Annotated in this window: 19 protein-coding genes; 7 read left to right on the forward strand and 12 right to left on the reverse strand. The window is 72.7% G+C overall.

All coding sequences use genetic code 11. The features are described 5' to 3' along the window. Window positions 1-146 precede the first annotated feature (146 nt). From AC069T_RS16425 to AC069T_RS16445, 5 genes are all read right to left on the reverse strand, one after another. Window positions 147-1,607: a diacylglycerol/lipid kinase family protein gene (locus tag AC069T_RS16425; RefSeq protein ID WP_478783395.1), complete on the reverse strand. Its 1,461-nt coding sequence runs from the start codon at window positions 1,605-1,607 to the stop codon at window positions 147-149. A gap of 164 nt (window positions 1,608-1,771) precedes the next feature. Continuing rightward, window positions 1,772-2,215 carry a response regulator gene (locus AC069T_RS16430; RefSeq protein WP_478783396.1) on the reverse strand — a complete coding sequence of 148 codons (444 nt, stop codon included), beginning with the start codon at window positions 2,213-2,215 and terminating at the stop codon, window positions 1,772-1,774. Next, complete coding sequence (locus AC069T_RS16435; RefSeq protein ID WP_478783459.1) at window positions 2,212-3,807, reverse strand: sensor histidine kinase; 1,596 nt, start codon at window positions 3,805-3,807, stop codon at window positions 2,212-2,214. Before AC069T_RS16435 ends, AC069T_RS16430 begins: the two co-directional genes overlap by 4 nt. Window positions 3,808-3,875: 68 nt before the next feature. Further along, complete coding sequence (locus AC069T_RS16440) at window positions 3,876-5,120, reverse strand: PP2C family protein-serine/threonine phosphatase (protein ID WP_478783397.1); 1,245 nt, start codon at window positions 5,118-5,120, stop codon at window positions 3,876-3,878. 148 nt (window positions 5,121-5,268) lie between these two features. Then, window positions 5,269-5,721 (reverse strand): ATP-binding protein, encoded by a 453-nt coding sequence (locus AC069T_RS16445; RefSeq protein ID WP_478783398.1) that lies wholly within the window; start codon window positions 5,719-5,721, stop codon window positions 5,269-5,271. Window positions 5,722-5,973: 252 nt separating this feature from the next. On the opposite strand from AC069T_RS16445, the gene AC069T_RS16450 reads away from it, so the two are divergent. Next, window positions 5,974-6,459 (forward strand): MarR family winged helix-turn-helix transcriptional regulator, encoded by a 486-nt coding sequence (locus tag AC069T_RS16450; protein WP_478783399.1) that lies wholly within the window; start codon window positions 5,974-5,976, stop codon window positions 6,457-6,459. 22 nt (window positions 6,460-6,481) lie between these two features. On the opposite strand, the gene AC069T_RS16455 is transcribed toward AC069T_RS16450, so the two are convergent. Continuing rightward, complete coding sequence (locus tag AC069T_RS16455; protein WP_478783400.1) at window positions 6,482-6,817, reverse strand: STAS domain-containing protein; 336 nt, start codon at window positions 6,815-6,817, stop codon at window positions 6,482-6,484. 487 nt (window positions 6,818-7,304) lie between these two features. On the opposite strand from AC069T_RS16455, the gene AC069T_RS16460 reads away from it, so the two are divergent. Together AC069T_RS16460 and AC069T_RS16465 are read left to right on the forward strand one after the other, a co-directional pair. Further along, window positions 7,305-8,060, forward strand: coding sequence for a PRC-barrel domain-containing protein (locus tag AC069T_RS16460; protein WP_478783401.1), 756 nt, complete (start codon window positions 7,305-7,307; stop codon window positions 8,058-8,060). Further along, window positions 8,060-8,485 carry a PRC-barrel domain-containing protein gene (locus AC069T_RS16465; protein WP_478783460.1) on the forward strand — a complete coding sequence of 142 codons (426 nt, stop codon included), beginning with the start codon at window positions 8,060-8,062 and terminating at the stop codon, window positions 8,483-8,485. The genes AC069T_RS16460 and AC069T_RS16465 overlap by 1 nt, the downstream gene beginning before the upstream one ends. Before the next feature lie 51 nt (window positions 8,486-8,536). Here AC069T_RS16465 and AC069T_RS16470 read toward each other — a convergent pair whose 3' ends face one another. Next, a complete protein-coding gene (locus AC069T_RS16470; protein WP_478783402.1) occupies window positions 8,537-9,895 on the reverse strand; it encodes a DUF6777 domain-containing protein in 1,359 nt (452 codons plus the stop codon). A 164-nt stretch (window positions 9,896-10,059) separates the two neighbouring features. Here AC069T_RS16470 and AC069T_RS16475 point away from each other — a divergent pair, with 164 nt between their 5' ends. Continuing rightward, entirely contained in the window at window positions 10,060-11,349 is a 1,290-nt protein-coding gene (locus AC069T_RS16475) for a streptophobe family protein (protein ID WP_478783403.1), read from the forward strand. 79 nt (window positions 11,350-11,428) lie between these two features. Here the strand turns inward: AC069T_RS16475 and AC069T_RS16480 are convergent, their stop codons facing one another. From AC069T_RS16480 to AC069T_RS16495, 4 genes are all read right to left on the reverse strand, one after another. Further along, entirely contained in the window at window positions 11,429-12,424 is a 996-nt protein-coding gene (locus AC069T_RS16480) for a serine/threonine-protein kinase (protein WP_478783404.1), read from the reverse strand. Continuing rightward, window positions 12,424-13,302, reverse strand: coding sequence for an SH3 domain-containing protein (locus tag AC069T_RS16485; RefSeq protein WP_478783405.1), 879 nt, complete (start codon window positions 13,300-13,302; stop codon window positions 12,424-12,426). The genes AC069T_RS16480 and AC069T_RS16485 overlap by 1 nt, the downstream gene beginning before the upstream one ends. Window positions 13,303-13,307: 5 nt before the next feature. Beyond that, window positions 13,308-15,650 carry an ABC transporter ATP-binding protein/permease gene (locus AC069T_RS16490; RefSeq protein ID WP_478783406.1) on the reverse strand — a complete coding sequence of 781 codons (2,343 nt, stop codon included), beginning with the start codon at window positions 15,648-15,650 and terminating at the stop codon, window positions 13,308-13,310. An 84-nt stretch (window positions 15,651-15,734) separates the two neighbouring features. Beyond that, complete coding sequence (locus AC069T_RS16495; RefSeq protein ID WP_476751117.1) at window positions 15,735-16,145, reverse strand: hypothetical protein; 411 nt, start codon at window positions 16,143-16,145, stop codon at window positions 15,735-15,737. 360 nt (window positions 16,146-16,505) lie between these two features. On the opposite strand from AC069T_RS16495, the gene AC069T_RS16500 reads away from it, so the two are divergent. Both AC069T_RS16500 and AC069T_RS16505 read left to right on the forward strand, forming a co-directional pair. Next, window positions 16,506-16,892 carry a nuclear transport factor 2 family protein gene (locus tag AC069T_RS16500; RefSeq protein ID WP_478783407.1) on the forward strand — a complete coding sequence of 129 codons (387 nt, stop codon included), beginning with the start codon at window positions 16,506-16,508 and terminating at the stop codon, window positions 16,890-16,892. A gap of 69 nt (window positions 16,893-16,961) precedes the next feature. Continuing rightward, complete coding sequence (locus AC069T_RS16505; protein WP_478783408.1) at window positions 16,962-17,258, forward strand: DUF1905 domain-containing protein; 297 nt, start codon at window positions 16,962-16,964, stop codon at window positions 17,256-17,258. A gap of 18 nt (window positions 17,259-17,276) precedes the next feature. Here AC069T_RS16505 and mgrA read toward each other — a convergent pair whose 3' ends face one another. After that, on the reverse strand, window positions 17,277-18,278 hold the full coding sequence (gene mgrA, locus AC069T_RS16510; protein WP_478783409.1) for an L-glyceraldehyde 3-phosphate reductase: 1,002 nt from the start codon (window positions 18,276-18,278) through the stop codon (window positions 17,277-17,279). A gap of 114 nt (window positions 18,279-18,392) precedes the next feature. Here mgrA and AC069T_RS16515 point away from each other — a divergent pair, with 114 nt between their 5' ends. Beyond that, window positions 18,393-19,316, forward strand: coding sequence for a LysR family transcriptional regulator (locus AC069T_RS16515; RefSeq protein ID WP_478783410.1), 924 nt, complete (start codon window positions 18,393-18,395; stop codon window positions 19,314-19,316). Window positions 19,317-19,418 lie beyond the last annotated feature (102 nt).

Genomic DNA, 19,418 nt, shown 5'->3' on the forward strand with positions numbered 1-19,418 from the left:
GGGGGGGAACAGCCGAATACGTGGGAAGGGGCCCCCCCCCCCCGTCCCCCCCCCGAAACGACCGACTGTCCTCCGCCCCCCCCCCCCCGCTTTTCGGGTCCCCCCCACCGGCCGTTCGGCGCGAGGACGCACGTCCCACGCACGTCTCAGCGCAGCCACTGGTCCTTGTCGGCGGGCCGGTACAGGGTCACGGCGCGCGTCACCTTGTCGAGGACCAGCCGGGGCCCCGCCGCGCTGGTCACCTCTCCGTCGTAGGAGAACCGCGGGTCGCCGTGCAGCACTTCGAGCCGCAGGCTGCGGACCTGCGCCGTGGTGAGGACCCGGCTGTTGTGCAGAGTGCCGGTGAGCACGGCGATCAGCAGCCGCGTCCGGGCCAGCGGGGTGCCGCCGTCGACGGCGCGTACGTCCAGCAGTCCGTCGTCCAGTTGGGTCCGGTACGTGGGGGCGAAGCCGGCCGGGTGGTAGATGCCGTTGCCCGCGAACAGAAGCCACAGGCGCTTGGGCCGGCCGTTGACCGACACGCTGACCGGGCTGCCCGTGGCGAGGACCTTGGCCAGACCGACCACCAGAGCGGGCCACTTGCCGATCCGCTGCTCCAGGAGCTCCCGGGCGCTGACCAGATCGGAGTAGACACCCAGGCTGAAGGTGTTGACGAACACCTGCTCCGGGCCGCCCGGCGCCCTGGCGCGTCCGATGTCCGCGACGACCGCGTCGCCGTCCTGCACGGCCCGTGCGACGTCCTCGGCGGACTGGTTGCCGAGGTCCACGGCGAAGTGGTTGAAGGTCCCGCCCGGGAACACCGCGAGCGGCACGCCCACCCGGGCCGCCACCTCCGTCGCGGCGTTGACCGTCCCGTCGCCGCCGCAGGCGCCCAGGGCACCGCCCTGCTCCTTGGCCCGGCGTGCGGCCTGCTCCAGGAGGCCGGGCAGGGGCTCCCCCGGCTGAGGCACCGTGACCTCGGCCTTGGGCAGCAGGGAGCGTACGTGTTCGGCCGCGTCGGGGGTGTCGCCGCTCCGCGAGAGACCCGACGACGGGTTGACGACGACGTGGAGTCCGGCGCCGTCAGGCAGCGCGGGCGCGGGCCGGCGCGGGGGTGCCGCCGCGGCTGCCGCGTCCGGCTTGACCGGCCACCAGCGCGCGCTGAGCGCGGCGGCACCGACGCCGATCGCGACGCCGACTGCCACGTCACCGGGGTGCCGGACCCGGGACCGTATGCGGGCCATGGTCAGTGCGACGGCGCCGGGGACGACGAGCAGGCCGTAGCGAGGTGCTTCGAGGACGACCCCCGCCGCGAACGCGGCGGCGGAAGCGGCGTGCCCGGCCGCCTCGAGCGGCTGGACCTTGCGCGCCGCCGGGCGGGCGAGGGCACGGGTCGCGGCCGAGGCGAGAGCGACGGTACCGAGCCCCCGCAGCGCCGCACGGCGCGCGGTGCGGTCACCGGACGCGCCGAGCGCCGCGGCCGCGGCGGCCCACAGCAGACCGCCCGCCGCGACCCGGCGCCCCTTGGGTACGCCGGTGCTCCCGAGCCCCGCCCGGATCACCGTTCCGCTGCCCGGCAGGCCCCGGATGCCGCCGCCCGCCCGCAGAAACGCCCTACGCCTTGTCATGGTCGGCCCACCCTTGCGTCTCGACAACGGATCTCCTGGCCGGCAAGGACGTGCCGCCCCTGTCACTGTGCCCCGGCTCGCCGTATTCATGGACGGCCGCCCCGTCGTATGTCACCGGCTAGGAAGGGGAACGGAGCCCGCTCGGCGAGGTCTGCACCGGTGCGTCACGTGGTCTTGGGCAGCTTCACCACGGTCACGAAGAAGTCGTCGATCTGCCGGACGGCCGCGATGAACTGGTCCAGGTCGACCGGTTTGGTCACGTACGCGTTGGCGTGCAGCCGGTAGCTGCGCAGGATGTCCTCCTCCGCGGAGGACGTGGTCAGCACGACGACCGGGATGAGTGCGAGGTCGTCGTCCGACTTGATGCGCTCCAGCACCTGCCGGCCGTCGTACTTGGGCAGGTTGAGGTCCAGCAGGATCAGATCGGGCCGTGGCGCGTCCGCGTACTTGTTCTGGCGGTAGAGGAAGTCGAGCGCCTCCTCGCCGTCCCGGACGACGTGCAGGGTGTTGCGGATCTTGTTGTCCTCGAACGCCTCACGGGTCATCAGCTCGTCGCCCGGATCGTCCTCGACGAGCAGGACCTGGATGGGTTCCGCGGGGGAAGTCACGTACGTGCTCCTTCATGGGGGCGCGAGGCCTCGACCCGCTCCGGGGACTTCGGCTGCTGCGCCGCGGCGGGCAGGGTGAAGCACACGCGCGTGCCCTCACCGGCGGCACCGTCCAGGCTGATGCCGCCTCCGTGATGCTCGACGATCTTCCGGCACAGGGCAAGTCCGATGCCCGTGCCGTCGTACTCGTCACGGCCGTGCAGCCGCTGGAAGATGACGAAGACCTTCTCCCTGAACTCCGGTTCGATGCCGATCCCGTTGTCGCTCACGCACAGCTGCCACCGGCCGTCCTCCGGCTCCGCCGCGCACCCGACGACGACCTCGGGCGCCCGGTCGGGGTGCCGGAACTTCACCGCGTTGCCGATCAGGTTCTGCCACAGCATCGCGAGGGTCGTCGGGTCGCCCGTCACGGTGGGCAGCGGCCCCTCGCGCACGACGCGGGCCCCGTTCTCCTCCAGGGACACGCTGAGGTTGGCCAGTGCCCGGTCCAGTACGTCGTCCAGCGCGACCGTGGCCTGCTCCTCGCCGACGCGGCCGACCCGGGAGAAGGTCAGCAGGTCGTTGATGAGGACCTGCATGCGCTTGGCGCCGTCCACGGCGAAGTCGATGTACTGCTTGGCCCGGTCGTCCAGCTGGTCCCCGTAGCGCTTCTCCAGGAGCTGGCAGAAGGACGCGACCTTGCGCAGCGGTTCCTGGAGGTCGTGCGAGGCGACGTAGGCGAACTGTTCCAACTCGGCGTTGGAGCGTTTCAGTTCGAGGGTCTGGGCGTCGAGTTCCGCCGTCTGCTCGCGCAGGAGGCCCTCTCGGCTCTTCGACTCGGACAGCTCGTCCACGATGCGCCGGCGCATCTCCTCGACGGACCGGGCCACCGCCTCCAGGTCCCGGGGCCCGTCCAGCCGGATCCGGTGCGTGAAGTCTCCCCCGCCGACCTCCACGGAGGCCGCCTCGAGGGCGCGCAGCGGGCGCCCCACGATCCGGCGCAGGAGCAGCGTCAGCGCGACGCCGCTCGCCAGGAAGGCGGCGAGCATGCCGACGAAGAAGTAGGTGCGGAGCCGGCGGCTGTCCTGTGCCGAGGCGCGGGTCTCGTCGCTCAGCTGCCGGATGTCCCTCTCCAGCTGTGCGAGCCGGGTCCTGGTCGTGTCGAACGTGGTCTTGCTCGCGTCCAGACCGGGCGTGCTCCGTCCGGCGGAGGACCGGGCCGCCTCGATGAGGGGCCGCGCGTGGTCGCGGCGCCAGGTCTCTCCGGCAAGCCGGACCTCGCGCAGGTCGGCGGCGATCCGGGGATGTCCGGCGAGTTCCGCGGCGAGCTGGTCGTTCAGCTTCTTCTCGGCCCGCATCCCGGACTCGTACGGTTCCAGGAAGGAGGGGTCCTTGCTCAGCACGAAGCCGCGCACGCCCGTCTCCTGGTCCACGAGTGACGTCTCCAGCTGGAAGGCGGCCGACCGGGCGGGCTGGATGCGGTGGCTGAGCCGGTCGGTGCGCTCTTCGGCGCGGGACTGCAGGATGCTGCCGGCCACGGCGAAGACGAGGACGAGCAGCACGTTCGCCGCCAGCACGACGTTGATCCAGCCCTGCACGCTCAGCCGGGCCATGCCCGTCGGTTTCTCGTCCGTACCGCTCGCCGTGGGTCCGACGTTCTTCCGGGACACTGCCGGACGGTTCACGAGGCACCGTCCGTCGCCAGGTGCAGGACGGCCACGTCGTCGGCGAGCCCTCCGTGGGCCGCGGTCAGTTCCGCGACCTCGTCGACGACGGCGTCGACGAACGGCCGCCCGTGCAGGCCCATGTGTTTCCTCGCCACTTCGAGCAGTCCTTCTTCTCCGAGACGCCGGTCCTGTGCCACGACGCCCTCGAACAGGCCGTCGGTGAACAGGGTCAGGGCGCTGATGTCGTGCGCGGGCAGTTCGGTCTCCGGCCACCGGGCCAGGCCCGGGATCAGCCCGAGCGCGGGGCCGGGGGGCGGCTCCAGCAGGTCGATCCCGCCGGACGTGCGCACGAGCAGCCCGGGGTGCCCGGCCCGGATGAGGCGCAGCCGGCTGCGGTCCTCGCTCAGCCGCAGGATGGTGAGGGTGGCGAAGATGTAGTCGGCGGCGCGCTCGGCACCGAGGATCTCCTCCAGGAGGCGGACCTGCTCCGTGCCGACGCATCCGGAGAGCACGGCGGCCCGCCAGGCCACCCGGAGGCAGACGCCGAGGGCCGCCTCGGCCGCCCCGTGGCCCGAGACGTCGCCGATCACCGCGTGCACGGTGCCGTCCGCGCTCTCGACGACGTCGAAGAAGTCCCCGCCCAGCAGGGCGTGGTCCCGGCCGGGGCTGTAGCGGGAGGCCACCGCACAGCCGTCTCCGCGCAGCAGGGGTGTGGGCAGCAGCCCGCGCTCCAGACGCGCGTTCTCCCGGGCCAGCAGCCGGCTCGCCTGGAGTTCGGCGCTCGAGCGTTCGACCTGCTTGCGCTGGAGGGCGTAGCGCACCGCGCGGCTCAGGGTCTCCGGGCCCAGCCCGTCCTTGGAGAGGAAGTCCTGGGCGCCCTCGGCGACCGCGGCGAGACCCGCCTCGTTCTCGGCCACGCCGGTGAGCACCACGACGGCCGCGTCGGGTGACGCCTCGCGGACGAGGCGGACCGCGCTCAGTCCGTGGGTGTCGGGCAGGTGCAGGTCGAGCAGGACGCACACGGAGTGCCGCGAGCGCTGCAGGAAGGCGCGGGCCTCGGACAGGGATTTGCACCAGGTGACGCCCATCGGCAGGCCGCTGTCCGCGAGGACCTCGCGGACCAGCAGGGCGTCGCCGGCGTCGTCCTCGACAAGCAGCAGCGCGGGGGCTGCTTCCAGTTCCCAGAGCGGGTCGGACGTCCCCAGGCGAGGCATGACACCGCGTTCACTGATCCCCAGCGGGCGATCTGCCACGCTCATCCCCTCGAATCACCTGCGTCGGCCGTGGGCCGCGGTGAGCCTGCTGCGGCGGCACACCGGGCCGTGTCACGGCCGGCCCACCGGGCGCGGAGGCCGTCGGGTGCCGCTGTGTGCCGCCGAGGTCGTGGTCGCATCCTGCGTGTCCGGTTCAAGGGCGCAGGTCGAGGACGGCTCTGACGCACTTGCCGACCGGGACCCGGGCGACCGAGACCTCGGTGGCGAGGGCGTGCACGATCTCGAGTCCGTGCCGGCCGATGCGCTGGGGGTCGCGCGGAAAGCGCCGGGGCAGGCTCACGCTGCTGTCGTAGACCGTGACGGTCACGGAGCTGTCGGTTCCTTCGAGTTCCAGGATGTACGGTCCCTGGCTGTGCCGGTCCGCGTTGGTGACCAGCTCGCTGACGATCAGCAGGAGGTCGCCGCCGGCCCGCGGGTCGGCCTCGGCGCACCACTCCGAGCGAAGCTGCTCGAGAAACAGCTCGGCGAAGGCCCGTGCTTCGGCGATGCACCCCGGCTCGCCCGTGTAGTGCGCCGTCCGCCGAAGCGGTTCCACGGGCACGTCGAAGCCAGTCGGTATCACTGCTCCGCCCAAGTGCTCGATCATGCCTGTCTCTCTCGGAAGCCGGGACGTCCAGAAGCTGCTGCAGGGTGCTGCTACCCCGGGAAGTCGTTCTCAGTCATCCCGATTTTCTCCCGAGCCCCGGCAGGCCCGTCAGGGGGCGTACGGGAACTGCCTGCGAGTTTCGTCACAGGATTCCCACATGGGGACGGTGTCATCCCGGGGTGGCCGGGCAGGGCCCACAGTCGGAGAGCGAACGGTCACCGGGTGCGGTGCGAGTACAGAGGTTGCGGACAGATGGAAGGCCAGAACCCCCCTGTACGGGAGGAAGTGCTGCTTCGCGCCGCCGAGCAGTTGTCGTCCGCGGCGGAGATCCTGGTGGCCGTGTCGGCCCGGACGGCGATGGCGGTCGACAGCCGGCTGTCCCCGTCGCTGTTGCGCGCCCTGACCCTGGTCGGCACCTCCCCCGGCCTGAGCCTCTCGACGCTCGCCGACCACGCGCGGATCAGCCGCTCCCGGGCGAGCCGTGTGTGCGACAGCCTGGAGGGGGCGGGGCTGCTGACCCGCTCCCTGATCTCCGAGGACCGCAGGGGCGTCGCCCTGGACCTGACGCAGCACGGCCGCAGCGTCCTGGACTCCGTGCGGCAGCAGCGTGCCGCCTGGATCAGGGAAGCGCTGCTGCACCTGCCGGACGCCGACCTGAGGGCACTGCTGACCGGACTGTGGTCGCTCGGCCCGTCCCTGGCCCGTGCGTATGCGGAGCCGGGACGGGGGCCGTCCTGAGGGACGGGCGGCGCCGTGGGGCTCACCCCTGCGGAGCGTCAGCCTCCAGCGCCTCGGCCACCGTGCCGTACACGGGCAGCGCGTCCGAGACGCCGGTGATGCCCAGGAGCCGGTCCATGTACGGCGAGAGAGCCGCCAGCCGCAGGCGCGCGCCGAGCGCGCCGTAGGCCCGGAGGATGACGTTGACCGTGGTCGAGTCCGCGAAGGCGACCTCGGCCAGGTCGAGGACCACCGGGCCCGGACGGGCGGGGGCCGCCGAGGTGATCGCCTCGTCGAGCTGCCCCGCGTTGTCCAGGTCCACCTCTCCGCGGACGGCGATCACGGTCGACCGGCCGGCCTCACGCACGGACAGTGACATGGCCGCCTGGCCTGGACTCCGACCTGAATGCACGGCGATCCTTCGACTTCGGGGACAGGGACGCCTGCGGGGACATGGGGGTGGTCGCAGGGGGACGGTGTCTGTACGGCGCCGTCGTGGAGCGGTGTCTCGCCCCACCGTAGCCGGTCGTTGACCTCGGGCAACAATTACCTGCCGTAACGATCCGGTACACCTCGCGCGGCTCAAATCCCGCGCCGTTCCGGCCGGTTGCCGTCCCCGGGACAGAGGTGCATCCTCCGGTCCGCCCGGGGCAGACGGACAGAGCCGGATCCGGCCGACTGCGGCCGGTGGGCCCCAATGACCGGAGGTGGACGGTGGCCTGGTGGGTATGGCTCGTCGTCGTTGTCGCTGCGCTGGCGCTGATCGCCGTGACAGCCGTGTGGGTGCAGACGAGCAGGCGGTCGGGGACCGTCATCGCGGTGCAGCGCGGACGCGGGTTCGGGAAGAGCGGCAGGAGGGGGACGCGGTGAGCGAGCTGATGGCCGCCCGCGGTCTCACCAAACGTCCTGTGGTCACCCTGGGCGGTGATGTGGTCGCGCAGGTCAAGGACACCGTCTTCGACGGCCCGGCCGGCCGGGTCACGGGCTTCACGCTCAGTGGCCGGGGACTGCTCGCGGGTCCGCTGAAGCAGAGCCTTCCCTGGAACGCGGTGCACTCGCTCGGCCGGCACGCCGTCATGATCCGCGGTCTCGACGCACTCGCCGAGCCGGCCGCGGTGGTGGCAAGGGGCGAGGCGGCACACGGCCAGGTGCTGGGTGCCAAGGTGCTGACGGACCTGGGCGCGGAGGTCGGCACGGTGCTGGACATCGTGGTCGAGGGCGGCACCAGCGGGCGCGTGGTCGGTTTCCGGATCGCCGCGCGGGAGGCGCTGGAGCCGGGCTCGAAACGGCGTCGGCACAAGGTCTTCGTCCCGCGGGGCGAGACGCTCGCCGTCTCGGGACAGGCCCTGGTCATCCCCGCCGACGCCACCCGCTTCGTCGCCGACGACCTCGCCGGTTTCGTCAGCCAGGTCGAGGCGTTCCAGCTCCGCGGCGCCGCGGCCGGGCGCGCGGAGGCCGAGGACAGCGCGCACGGCGGGACGCGGGACGGGTTCGACGGAACCACACCCGGCGGTACGCGGACCGGGTTCGACCCAGGCACACCCGACGGGACGCGGACCGGGTCCGGACAGGGTGCGCGCAGCGGGGTTCAGGACGGGTTCGAGAAGGGGACGACGGCGTGATGATGTTCTCCCAGGCCCACGGGCTGCCGGTCGTGACGCTCGGCGAGGCGAACGAGATCGGCGTCGTCGAGTCGCTGGTCCTGGACGCCGGGTCCGGGACGGTCAGCCACGCGCGGATCTCCGGCGCGCGGGGCCGCAAGGAGACGGCGATCCCCTGGAGCGCCTTCCACGCGTTCGGTCCCGATGCCGTGCTCGTCCGCTCGGACCCCGCCCTCGACTCCGCCGTGCCGGCGCCCCCGGCCCCGCACGAAGCCCTGCGCGCCAGGGTGCTGACCGAGGACGGCGACGAGCGGGGCACCGTGAAGGACATCTCCTTCGACCCCGCCACGGGACGCGTCGAGAAGATCTACTCGGCGCTGGGTGAGATTCCCGGCGACCGCCTGCTCGGCCTCGGGGACTACGCCCTGGTCGTCCGGACCGGCTGACCGGGCGGCGGCAGCGCACTTGCCACTCGGCCTTACCGGTCCGGCCCCCGCTCAGAGGACCCGGGGGCCGGTGCCGGACCGCGGCGCACCGAGCGAGGAGGCCGACTCCGGAATGCGGGAGGTGGAGCCCGACTCCGTCGTCGTCTCACCGGAGGCCGACGAGGAGTCGGGGGGCGGTTCAGGAGCCGAGGACGTCGGAGGCGACGGAGGTGACGGGGGCGGCGGCGGTGAACTCGGCGGCGACGAGGGCGCCGACGGGGACGAGGAGGACGACCCGGGCGACGTCGTCTCGCATCCCGACGGCGCGGGCACACCGTGCGGGGACACGCACGGCGACGCGGAGCCGGAGCCCGGGGAGCTGACCGACGCGGACGGCCGCTCGGCCGGCGGTTCGGTCTTCTTGTCCTTCTTGCCGGTGTCGCCCTTCTCGCGCCGGAACCAGTCGTGGTGCTCCGGGTCGAAGAGGACGAAGACGTCGACGACCGTCGGTGCCGGCGTGACGACCACGACGTTCTGCGGCCGGTACGACGGCCAGGAGTCGCCCGTCGTCCTGGGTGTCGTCTTCTGCGGGACCGGCGGTGTCAGCGGGTTGCCGCAGGCACAGCGCACCTGCGGCACACCGCGGTCGTTCACCAGCACGGCCGTGCCCGCCTGCAGAACCGCCTGGTAGCTGGTGGCGGCACCGTCGCGGTAGCCGTGGTTGGTGACCCGCGTGTCCATGCGCAGCTGGACCGGGGTGAGCGAGCGCAGATGGGCCGGGACCTCCGAGGGCTGGACGCCCGCCACGGAGGCGAACGCCCTGTTCTTCGGCGGATCCGCCCGGAGCGCGGAGATCTGCTTCTCCACGTCGCAGCTGGCGGCCTTGCGGGTGCCGCCGTAGAGACCGGGTGCCGAGCCGTCCACGGCCCGCGTCACGTTCGCGGGCTCCGACGTGCCGGTGGGCGGTACGGGGGTCTCGGGCGTGGTGGAGCTGTCCTTCGCCGTCGACTCCGTGAACGGGTCGGGGCCCGTCTTCGCGGCGGCCTGAAGGAAGACCTCGCCGCCGCCGCCGTCCGCGGAACCCCCGGACGTGCCGTCCGGTCGGGTGAGGACGACGGCCAGGATCACCGCCGCCACGACCGCGGTGGCGATCAGCGCCACCCGGGGGGCCGACTTCCACCAGGGGCGGTCCGGGCCGCCGCCTCGGCTCGCGCCGCCGGGCCGGTGCGGTCCGGACGGTCCCCCGGGCCCGCCGCCTTGGCCGGGACCGCCGGTGCCTCCCGCGCCCGAGTCGCCGCCGGCGGGCCCCTGCGGGGGCCGGGGAGTGGGCTGGGTGGGGCCCGGCTGGGACGCACCCGGCTGCGAGGGGCCCGACAGCGGGCCCGAGGGAGGTCCTGTGGGACGGCCGGAGGACGGCGGTTCGACGCTCACGAGCTCTTCTTCCCTGCGTAGGGACACCGCGGCACTTCATCCTTTCTGTGCCGCTCCATTCCACAACGAGGCCATTGTGTGCTCCGGTCCCGTGTCCCCCGCAAGCGGACGCGGTCGGCCCTTCCCGGCGGGCGGACCTCCCCCGTCCTGCTTAGCGTGACCACGTGAGTCCTCAGACAGCGTCCGACCGGACCGTCGCCCGCCACGGCTGGGTCCAGGCCCTCACGACGGTCCTGGCCGGGCTGATCGTGATGGGCGTGATCGCCGCCCTCGGTCTGTGGGCGGCCGGTGCGGCCGACCTGCCCGACACCGCGTTCCCGCGGGTCGTCGCGGCGACCGTGGTGACCGCCGTCGGCGGGGGCATCGAGCTGTCCGGGGACGCCGGAGCCCTCGCCGACACGCAGGCGGCCCTCACCGTGATGCCGTTGTCGGTCACCCTCGCCGGGGCCCTGGTGATCGCCGCTGGCTTCCTTCGCCCGCTGCGGCACCGGGCCGTGGCCGGTGGGCCGGAGCTGGGCGGCTGGGCCGCCCGGATCGGCGTCGTCTGGCTGGCGGGACTGACCGGGCTCGCGCTCGCGGCCCGGCAGGACTTCGAGATCTCCCTGGGGGACGGAGCCGTCTCCGAACTCGGCGATCTGCTCGGCGCCTCCCCGAAGGTCGGCTTCGAGGCGGATCTGCCCGTCACCCTGCTGTTCGGGCTGCTGTGGCTGGCCGGTGTCCTGGTGCTGGCCCTGCTCGTGTCGCCCCGGGCCCCGCTTCCGGCCCGGCTGGTGCGCTTCCAGGAGTCGGTGCGTCCGGCCGCCTTCGCCATGGTCGCGCTGCTGTTGTCCTCCGTGGCCCTCGGGGTGCTCGTCGCGCTGGTGGTCGCCGCGACCCGCGGTCACGTCGCGGAGACCTTCGCCGTGATCCTGCTCGGCCTTCCGAACCTGGTGTGGCTCGCCCTCACGATCGGGCTGGGTGCCACCTGGGAAGGGCGGGTCGACGGACCCTTCGGTCTTCCCATGCCGCACGTTCTCGACGAGGTGCTGCGCACCCGGGACATCTCGACGCTCAACCTGCGCACGCTCGCCGAGTACGACGGCCGGGTGTGGTGGCTGGTGGCCGTCGACGCCGTACTGCTGCTGGGCGCCGCGTTCCTGATGGCCACCCGCTCCCCCGCCCGGGTGCGGGTCTGGCAGCACGCGCTGCACCTGGCGGCCGCGCTGGCACTGACGGTACTGACGGTCTGTCTCCTCGCCCGTCTCTCGGCGCGTTTCGGACTGTCGGTGCTCGGCATCGGAGATCTCGGCGGCGGCCTCTCCGGGCAGCTCCTGCTGCGGCCCGGGCTCTGGACGGCGCTCGGGTTCGCCGTGCTGTGGGGTCTCGTCGCCGGTTTCCTGGGCGCCCTCCTGGCGACGAGGGTGCGCCGACGGGGTGAGGTGCCGGTCCACCGGGCGGAGCCGGGCGGAGGCTGAGGCACGGCCTGGGTACGGGGGTGGCGGCCCGGCTGCCGGGGGCGCGGCTGAGGACCGTCCGAGTGGCCCGGGTCGCGGATCAGCGGCGGAAGACCGGGCGGGCCCAGTCCGGCGGCTCCGGCGGCGCGCCGGGATCGCCGGGCGCCGAGACGTGGTCCACCCGCGTCGGCGTACGACCGCCGTCCACCCGTCCCGTCACGGCGGCCCGCAGCGCCGCCGTGAACGCGAGGCAGGAGTCGTACCGGTCGTCGGGGTTCTTCGCCAGCGCCCTCGCCAGGACGGCGTCGGCGCCGGAGGTCAGGTCCGGCCGCTTCTCGGTGAGCGGCGGCGGCTCGTCGTACTGGTGGGCCCACAGCAGGGCCATGTCGTCGTCCCGCTGGAAGGGCGGCTTGCCGGCCAGGGTCTCGTAGACGACACACGCGAAGCCGTAGACGTCGCAGCGCCCGTCGACCGGGCGTCCGGAGATCTGCTCGGGCGCCACGTAGTCGAGGGTGCCGACGAACTGCCCGACGGTCGTGAACCCGGTCAGCGACAGCGACTTCTTGGTCAGCCCGAAGTCCGTGAGGTACACGTGCTCGGGGTGGTCGCTGTCCGTGCCGCGCGCCACCAGGATGTTGCCGGGTTTCACGTCACGGTGCACGAGGCCGTGCTCGTGCGCTGCGTCGAGCGCGGACGCCACCTGCGCGGCGATGCGGACGGCCGTCCCGGCGGGCAACGGCCCCTCGCGGTCCAGCAGATGACGCAGGTCCTGCCCGGCGACGTAGCGCATCGCGATGTACAGGACGCCGTCCGTCTCGCCCGCCTCGAAGACCGGCACGATGTGCGGATGGTCGATGGCGGCGGCCACCCGGGACTCGTGGGTGAAGCGGCGGCGGAAGGTGTCGTTGCGCGCGAGTTCCGGCGCGAGCAGCTTCAGGGCGACGGTCCGGTCGAGGCGGAGGTCCTTGGCGCGGTAGACGACGGCCATGCCACCGCGGCCGATCTCGCGTTCGATCAGGTAGCCGGCGATCTGCTTGCCCACCAGGCCCGAGGGCCGTCCCGCGTAGACGCTCGCGTCGTCGGGCGTGCCGCGCATCAGCGGCCGTCCCGGCGCGTGTCACGCCGCCGTGCGCCGTCGGGCGCGTCCGCGACGTGTGGCACGACACGCGTCGGTTCGTGTCCCCCGTCGGCGGCGGGCTCCCGTACGGGCCGGGCCGGCTCCCCCGGCTCCGGGGCACCCGGCTGCCGGGACGGATCGGTGTCCGTTCGCGCCACCAGCCGGGTCGGCTCGTGGGAGTGCGTCCTGTGCGCGCTGCCGACCGGCCCGGCTTCGTCCGCGGGCTCCGTCGGCGCGGGTCCGTCCGCACGGGGTGCCCGCGCCCCGGCGTGCGTCGGTTCGGCGAGCGGGGGCGGATGGGCCCCGGGCTCCGGTTCCCGTACGACCCGGGTGGCCTCGCGGTGCTGCCGTGCGGGCTCCGGCGCCGCGGCCGACGGCTCCCCCGGTACGGCGTACGTGGCCATCCGCGTGCCGTCGGTGTACACCCACCGCTCGTGGTCGGCGTCGTACAGCCACACCGACTCGCCGTCGACGACGACCCCGGCCCGCAGTCCCCGTGTACGGCCGCGGAAGGACTCCCCGTCGAGCCGGCCGGCGGTCAGGTCCTCCGTCGCGCTGCGGAAGCGGGCGAGCGACTCCTGGACGCGGGTGAGGAGCGGGCGCGGGTCCGCCGTGCGGGTGAGGGCGCTGCCGGCGGCGGGCGGCGCCTGCGGCACGGCGACCAGCAGCCGGCCGTCGACCCAGGCGGACCAGCCGTTGGCGCAGACGACGCGGCCCCAGTCTCCGGACCGGTCGACCAGCTGGACGGGCAGCAGCGCGTCGAGCGGCACCGTGGGCCGGGAGGGATCGGGGCCCTCCCAGGCGGACATTCCGTCCTGGGGGACGACATGGGTGGGGCGGAAGTCGGGAGCCGTCATCGCACCTACTTCCGCATGACCGCGGGCTCGTGGCGGCGCAGCAGACGGGCCACCAGGTAGCCGAAGACGACGGAGAGCACGACGAGCATCCCGATGTTCAGCAGCCACACGCCCGCCGCGTGCTTGAACAGGGGGTCCCCCGTGAGTTCCCCGGGGACGATGCGGGCGAGACCGATCGTGCCCGCCATCGCGCCCAGCGCCCACCGGGACGGCACCAGCCAGGCCAGCTGCTCGATGCCGGGCACCCCGTTGAGCTTCAGCAGCGCGCCGCAGAAGACCACCTGCACGATCGCCAGCAGCACGAGCAGCGGCATGGTGACCTCCTCCTTGCGCACCACCGCGGAGACGAGCAGGCCGAGCATCATCGCCGTGAAGGCGAGCATGGCCACGGCCACCGTGATCTCCGCCAGGGGCGGCAGAAGGACGCCCTTGCCGCCGGGCGCGCCGAGGTCGACGCCGAGCAGGGCGACCAGCGTGAGGACGACCGCCTGGAGGACCGTGATGGTCCCCAGGACGACGACCTTGGACATCAGGTACGCGGATCTGGACAGGCCGACGGCGCGTTCGCGCTGGTAGATGACGCGTTCCTTGACCAGTTCGCGCACGGCGTTGGCCGCTCCGGTGAGCACGCCGCCGACGCAGAGGATGAGCAGCGCGTTCATCGCCGTCTCCTGGGTGAGCCGGCTGCCCGCCAGTGCCCGGGCCATCGCGCCCATCACGAACGGCAGCGCGATCATGATGACGAGGAAGGTCTTGTCGGCGCTCAGCGCGGCGGCGTAGCGCCTGACCAGGGTTCCGAGCTGGGCGCCCCAGCTCTGCGCCTTGGGCGGCGGGCCGAAGGTACGGGCACTCTCCCCCTGGGGCAGAAGGGGCTGCGCGGTCGCGTGGGCGATGTACCGGCGGTTGAGCGTCGAGTCCCGGTACTCCCCCGCCCAGTCCCGGTCGTGGTCGCGCTCGAAGGCCTCGAACGCCTCGGGCCACTCCTGGAAGCCGAAGAACGCGAGGGCCTCCTCGGGCGGTCCGTAGTACGCGACCTTGCCTCCGGGCGCGAGGACCAGCAGACGGTCGCAGACGTCGAGGCTGAGCACACTGTGGGTGACCACGATGACCGTACGGCCGTCGTCGGCGAGTCCGCGCAGCATGTGCATCACCGAGCGGTCCATGCCGGGGTCCAGGCCGGAGGTCGGCTCGTCGAGGAAGAGCAGGGACGGTTTGGTCAGCAGTTCGAGAGCCACGCTGACCCGCTTGCGCTGGCCGCCCGACAGGCTGTGGATGGGCTGTCCTGCCCGCTCCTCCAGACCCAGCTCGCGGATCACCTCGTCGACCCGGGCGCGGCGTTCCGCCTTCGCCGTGTCCTGCGGGAACCGCAGCTCGGCCGCGTAGGTGAGGGCCCTGCACACGGTGAGCTGTGCGTGCAGGATGTCGTCCTGCGGGACGAGTCCGATGCGCTGGCGCAGCTCGGCGTAGTCCCGGTAGAGGTCGCGTCCGTCGTACAGGACGGTGCCCCGGTCGGCGGGTCGCTGTCCGGTCAGGGCGTTCAGCAGGGTGGACTTGCCCGCGCCGCTGGGGCCGACGACGGCGAGCAGGCATTTCTCGCCGACGGGAAAGGACACCCGGTCGAGGAGGGTCTTGCGTCCGCGGTCGACGGCGACCTCGAGGTCCTGGACGTCGAGGGAGACCTCGCCGGTGTCGACGTACTCCTGGAGCTGGTCGCCGACGAGGCAGAACGCGGAGTGGCCGATGCCGACGATGTCACCTGCGGTGATGACGGCCCGCTCGACGGGCTGTCCGTTGAGGAAGGTGCCGTTGTGGCTGCCGAGGTCGACGATCTCGTACCTGCCGTCCGGCAGGGCGCGCAGTTCCGCGTGCCGGCGTGAGACCACGAGGTCGTCGATGACCAGGTCGTTGTCGCCGCCGCGGCCGATGCGCACGGTGCGGGCGGGCAGCGGCCGTACGGTGGTCGGCTGCCGGAAGGTCCCGGTCGCGGAGGGTGTCAGGACGGCTGAGGGCCGCTCGGGGGCGGGTGGCGGGCGGTCGACGAGGACGACCCGGGGGCCGTCGGAGGGGTTGCCGAAGCGGATCACGCTGCCCGGCCCGACCCCCCACTCGTGGACGCGGCGGCCGTCGGCGAAGGTGCCGTTGGTGCTGTCCTCGTCCTCGATCGTCCAGTGGCCGTCCTCGGGCCGCAGCACCGCGTGGTGCCACGAGACTCGGATGTCGTCCATCACGACGTCGCTCAGCGGGTCCCGCCCGACGTGGTAGTCGCGGCTGGGACTGATCACCGTGGAGCCCGCCTCTGTTTCGAGGACGAGTTCGGGCGCTGTCGGCGCGACCGGCCGCTCTCCCATGCCTGAATTCTAGCGATTCATCCCGATGTACGCCTGGGCGGGGATCCCGGGTCGGGAGCAGCCGGGAACCGAGGCGGGCGGCGGTCAGGCCGCGGGTGTGGCGAGCACCGGGACGAAGCGCTGCATCCGCAGCGCGTCCACGGACTCGGCGAGCAGTTCGTACTCGGTGGTGTCGTCGTTCGTCGTGATGCGCACCAGCTTTCCGGCGGCCAACTCCTCGGCGACCACCTCCTGTTGAGCGGTATCGCCGCACCAGGCGCGCAGCACGGCCGGCACGTCGGGGACACCGGGGCCGACCGGCGCGATGGAGTTCGGGGGGAAGTTCGGGTTGTCCGGGTGCGGATCGAGACGCTCGGCGATCCAGGAGGCGCGGTCCCGCATCCACCACAGGGCCAGCGCCAGGGTGGGTGCGCGATAGGTCCCCAGCGGGACCCCGACGCGCTGACCGCCGCATATTCCGTACGCGGTCACATGGCACAGGAATTCGTCATGCACGATCGCTCCCCCATCACGGCGCTCGCTGCCGGTCCGGCCTCTCTTTCCTTGCGGCTCGTGTGCTGCGCACCGCGGTGCGGAAATGCTCATCGGTGCGAGGGTGCTCGGCGGGCGTGGCTGAATCACCCTGGTAATCGAGTATCGCCACTACTGACACTCTGTCACCATGCCATTCCAGCCAGTCTCTTGGCATATTCAGCGCCGTCGGTGGCCGAAACGGTTCGGGCCCTCTTACCCCCGAGGTAATCGACGGCCCCGGCCGCCGCCCGGCATGGTTGCGGTACCGGATCCCGGCGGGTGAACGCACCGCGGAATCCGGCCCCTGACCAGCACGTACACCTCAATGGAGGCTGACCGACCATGTCCGCAGGAAATGAGCGTCACGCATCCGCAGTGGCCCGCTACTTCGAGGCCTGGAACGCCCCGGACCCGGAGAGCCGGGTGAAGGCGGTGGCCGCCGCCTGGGCGTCCGACGGGACGTACACCGACCCCCTGGCCGAGGTCCGCGGCCACGACCAGGTGGCGGCGGTGATCGCGGCGGCGCGGGAGCAGTTCCCGGGTTTCTCCTTCCGGCTCACGGGTCCGGTCGACGGGCACCACGACATCGCCCGTTTCGGCTGGGAGCTGGTCAGCGAGGCCGACGGCTCGGCGCCCGTCGCCGGTTTCGACGTGATCACCCTCGACGGCGAGGACCGCATCCGGAGCGTGTCCGGGTTCCTGGACCGGGTGCCGGCGGGGGCCGCCTGACTCCCCGCGATGAGTTCTGCCGCTCCCGGTGGTCTCTTGAAGAAGGGAACCACTGGGAGCGGAGGACCCATGAACACGGCGAACACGCTGGACGAGCACTTCACGGCAGTGCTGCGGAAGAGCCCGCAGAAAGGTGGCTGGACCTATCTCGTGTGGCCGGAGTCCGTCGGCTTCTTCGGGACGCGCGGACTGGTCAAGGTGCGCGGCACGGTCGACGGATACCCCTTCCGCAGCTCCTTCATGGCCCTGGGCGACGGGACGCACAAACTGCCCGTCAGGGCCGACGTCCGCAAGGCGATCGGCAAGGAGGCGGGAGACACGGTGGCCGTCCACCTGGAGGAGCGTCTCGACGCGCCGGGCGGCTGACGGAGGACGCCCGCCGTCTCAGTGACCGGCCACGCCGATGATCCGGTCGATCCGGGACAGCTCCTCCGGGGAGAAGTCCAGCGTGTTCGTCGCCGCCACGCTGTCCTCCAGCTGCTGCGGGCTGCTCGCGCCGATCAGGGCGGAGGTCACCCGGCCGCCGCGCAGCACCCAGGCCAGGGCCAGCTGGGCCAGGGACTGACCGCGGGACCGCGCGACCTCGTCGAGCTCGCGCAGCTGCCGTACCAGGTCCTCGGTGACCCTGTCGGCACTCAGGAACGGGCTGTCGCTCGCCGCCCGCGACCCCTCGGGGATCCCGTCGAGGTAGCGGCTGGTGAGCAGGCCCTGCTCCAGGGGCGAGTAGGCGATGGAGCCGACCTGGAGTTCGTCCAGCGCGTCCAGGAGCCCTTCCTCCTCGGGCCGGCGGTCGAGCATCGAGTAGCGCGGCTGGTGGATGAGCAGCGGGGTGCCCAGTTCGCCCAGGATGCGAGCGGCCTCCCGGGTCTGGTCCGGCGAGTAGTTCGAGACGCCGACGTACAGCGCCTTGCCCTGGACGACCGCCGAGTGCAGGGCGCCCATCGTCTCCTCCAGGGGAGTCTCCGGGTCGGGGCGGTGCGAGTAGAAGATGTCCACGTGGTCCAGGCCCATCCGGGACAGGGACTGGTCGAGCGAGGACAGCAGGTACTTGCGCGATCCCCACTCGCCGTACGGGCCCGGCCACATCAGGTATCCGGCCTTGGTCGAGATGACCAGTTCGTCGCGGTAGGTGGTGAAGTCCGCCTTCAGCGCGGCACCGAGCGCCGACTCGGCGGCGCCGGGGGGCGGGCCGTAGTTGTTGGCCAGGTCGAAGTGGGTGACGCCCAGGTCGAAGGCGCGGCGCAGGATCTGCCGCTGGGTGTCCACGGGGCGGTCGGGGCCGAAGTTGTGCCACAGGCCGAGCGACAGCGCCGGGAGTTTCAGACCGCTGCGTCCGGTGCGGCGGTAGGGCATGGCCTCGTAACGGTCGGTGTGCGCCGTGTACAACGTGGGCTCCAGGAAGAAAGAGTTCCGGATGAGACGTCCTCCACTCTCGCCCGCCCACCGGCCAGTGGTCCAACAGGAGAATCGGATGGGATTCAGCGTCTAGGCTTCTCAATCATGGAACTGCGCCATCTCCAGCATTTCGTGGCCGTCGCCGAGGACCAGCACTTCACCCGCGCGGCGGAGCGGCTGCTGGTGTCGCAGTCGGGCCTGTCCGCCTCCATCCGCGCACTGGAACGGGAGCTACAGGCGCCGTTGTTCGTGCGCACCACCCGCCGCGTGACGCTGACGGAGGCCGGCCGTGCCCTGCTGGGCGAGGCGGAACGGATCCTCGCCCAGGTGCGGGCCGCCCACGACGCGGTGGCGGCGGTCCAGGGCGTCCTGCGCGGCACACTCTCCCTGGGCACCGAGCAGTGCGTCGCCGGGGTGGGGGTGGCACGCCTGCTGGCCGCGTTCCGGCGGCAGCACCCCGATGTGGAGATCCGGCTGCGGCAGGCGGGTTCGGGGGCGCTGGCCGAGGAGGTCGCCGCCGGGCGCCTGGACCTGGCGTTCGCCGTCAGGACCCGGGCGGACACCGAGCAGCTGCGTTCCGTACCGCTGACGGGTGAGCCGATGACCGTTCTGTGCCATCCCGCGCACCGTCTGGCCACCGGGGGCCCGGTCGCGCCCGGGGATCTGGGCGGGGAGGCCTTCGTCGACTTCCACCCCGACTGGGGGCCGCGGCGGGTCACCGACGCCGCGTTCGCCGCGGCGGGCGTCGAGCGGACGGTGGCTCTGGAGGTGAACGACGTGCACAGCCTCCTCGAACTGATCCAGCAGGGGCTCGGGATAGCCGTCGTGCCGCGCCACTTCGGGCACAAGCCGGAGGCGGTCACCCTCACCTCACTTCCCCTGAGGGGCACCGAGGACGTGTCGTACGAGACCGTCGCGATGCTCCCGCCCGAGGACGCCACGAGTCCCGCGGCCCGGGCGCTGATGGCTCTTCTCGCCGACCTGCCGCGGGTCCCGGAGCCGCGCCGGGAGGACACCGCTCGCGTGTGACGGGCCGGCGTACTCCCGCGGGGTGCCGTCGGCCGGGGGGGGGGGGGGGGGGGGGGGGGGGGGGGGAGGGGGGAGGAGGGGGGGGGGAGAGGTGACGCGCGG

It is taken from the genome of Streptomyces sp. NPDC043867 (assembly GCF_056435845.1).

Excerpts from the sequence above, each read along its gene's own strand:
- AC069T_RS16425 (WP_478783395.1), bottom strand. The coding sequence starts at position 1,607 with ATGACAAGGCGTAGGGCGTTTCTGCGGGCGGGCGGCGGCATCCGGGGC.
- AC069T_RS16435 (WP_478783459.1), bottom strand. The coding sequence starts at position 3,807 with ATGGCCCGGCTGAGCGTGCAGGGCTGGATCAACGTCGTGCTGGCGGCG.
- AC069T_RS16440 (WP_478783397.1), bottom strand. The coding sequence starts at position 5,120 with ATGAGCGTGGCAGATCGCCCGCTGGGGATCAGTGAACGCGGTGTCATG.
- AC069T_RS16445 (WP_478783398.1), bottom strand. The coding sequence starts at position 5,721 with ATGATCGAGCACTTGGGCGGAGCAGTGATACCGACTGGCTTCGACGTG.
- AC069T_RS16450 (WP_478783399.1), top strand. The coding sequence starts at position 5,974 with ATGGAAGGCCAGAACCCCCCTGTACGGGAGGAAGTGCTGCTTCGCGCC.
- AC069T_RS16455 (WP_478783400.1), bottom strand. The coding sequence starts at position 6,817 with ATGTCACTGTCCGTGCGTGAGGCCGGCCGGTCGACCGTGATCGCCGTC.
- AC069T_RS16465 (WP_478783460.1), top strand. The coding sequence starts at position 8,060 with ATGATGTTCTCCCAGGCCCACGGGCTGCCGGTCGTGACGCTCGGCGAG.
- AC069T_RS16480 (WP_478783404.1), bottom strand. The coding sequence starts at position 12,424 with ATGCGCGGCACGCCCGACGACGCGAGCGTCTACGCGGGACGGCCCTCG.
- AC069T_RS16485 (WP_478783405.1), bottom strand. The coding sequence starts at position 13,302 with ATGACGGCTCCCGACTTCCGCCCCACCCATGTCGTCCCCCAGGACGGA.
- AC069T_RS16490 (WP_478783406.1), bottom strand. The coding sequence starts at position 15,650 with ATGGGAGAGCGGCCGGTCGCGCCGACAGCGCCCGAACTCGTCCTCGAA.
- AC069T_RS16500 (WP_478783407.1), top strand. The coding sequence starts at position 16,506 with ATGTCCGCAGGAAATGAGCGTCACGCATCCGCAGTGGCCCGCTACTTC.
- AC069T_RS16505 (WP_478783408.1), top strand. The coding sequence starts at position 16,962 with ATGAACACGGCGAACACGCTGGACGAGCACTTCACGGCAGTGCTGCGG.
- AC069T_RS16515 (WP_478783410.1), top strand. The coding sequence starts at position 18,393 with ATGGAACTGCGCCATCTCCAGCATTTCGTGGCCGTCGCCGAGGACCAG.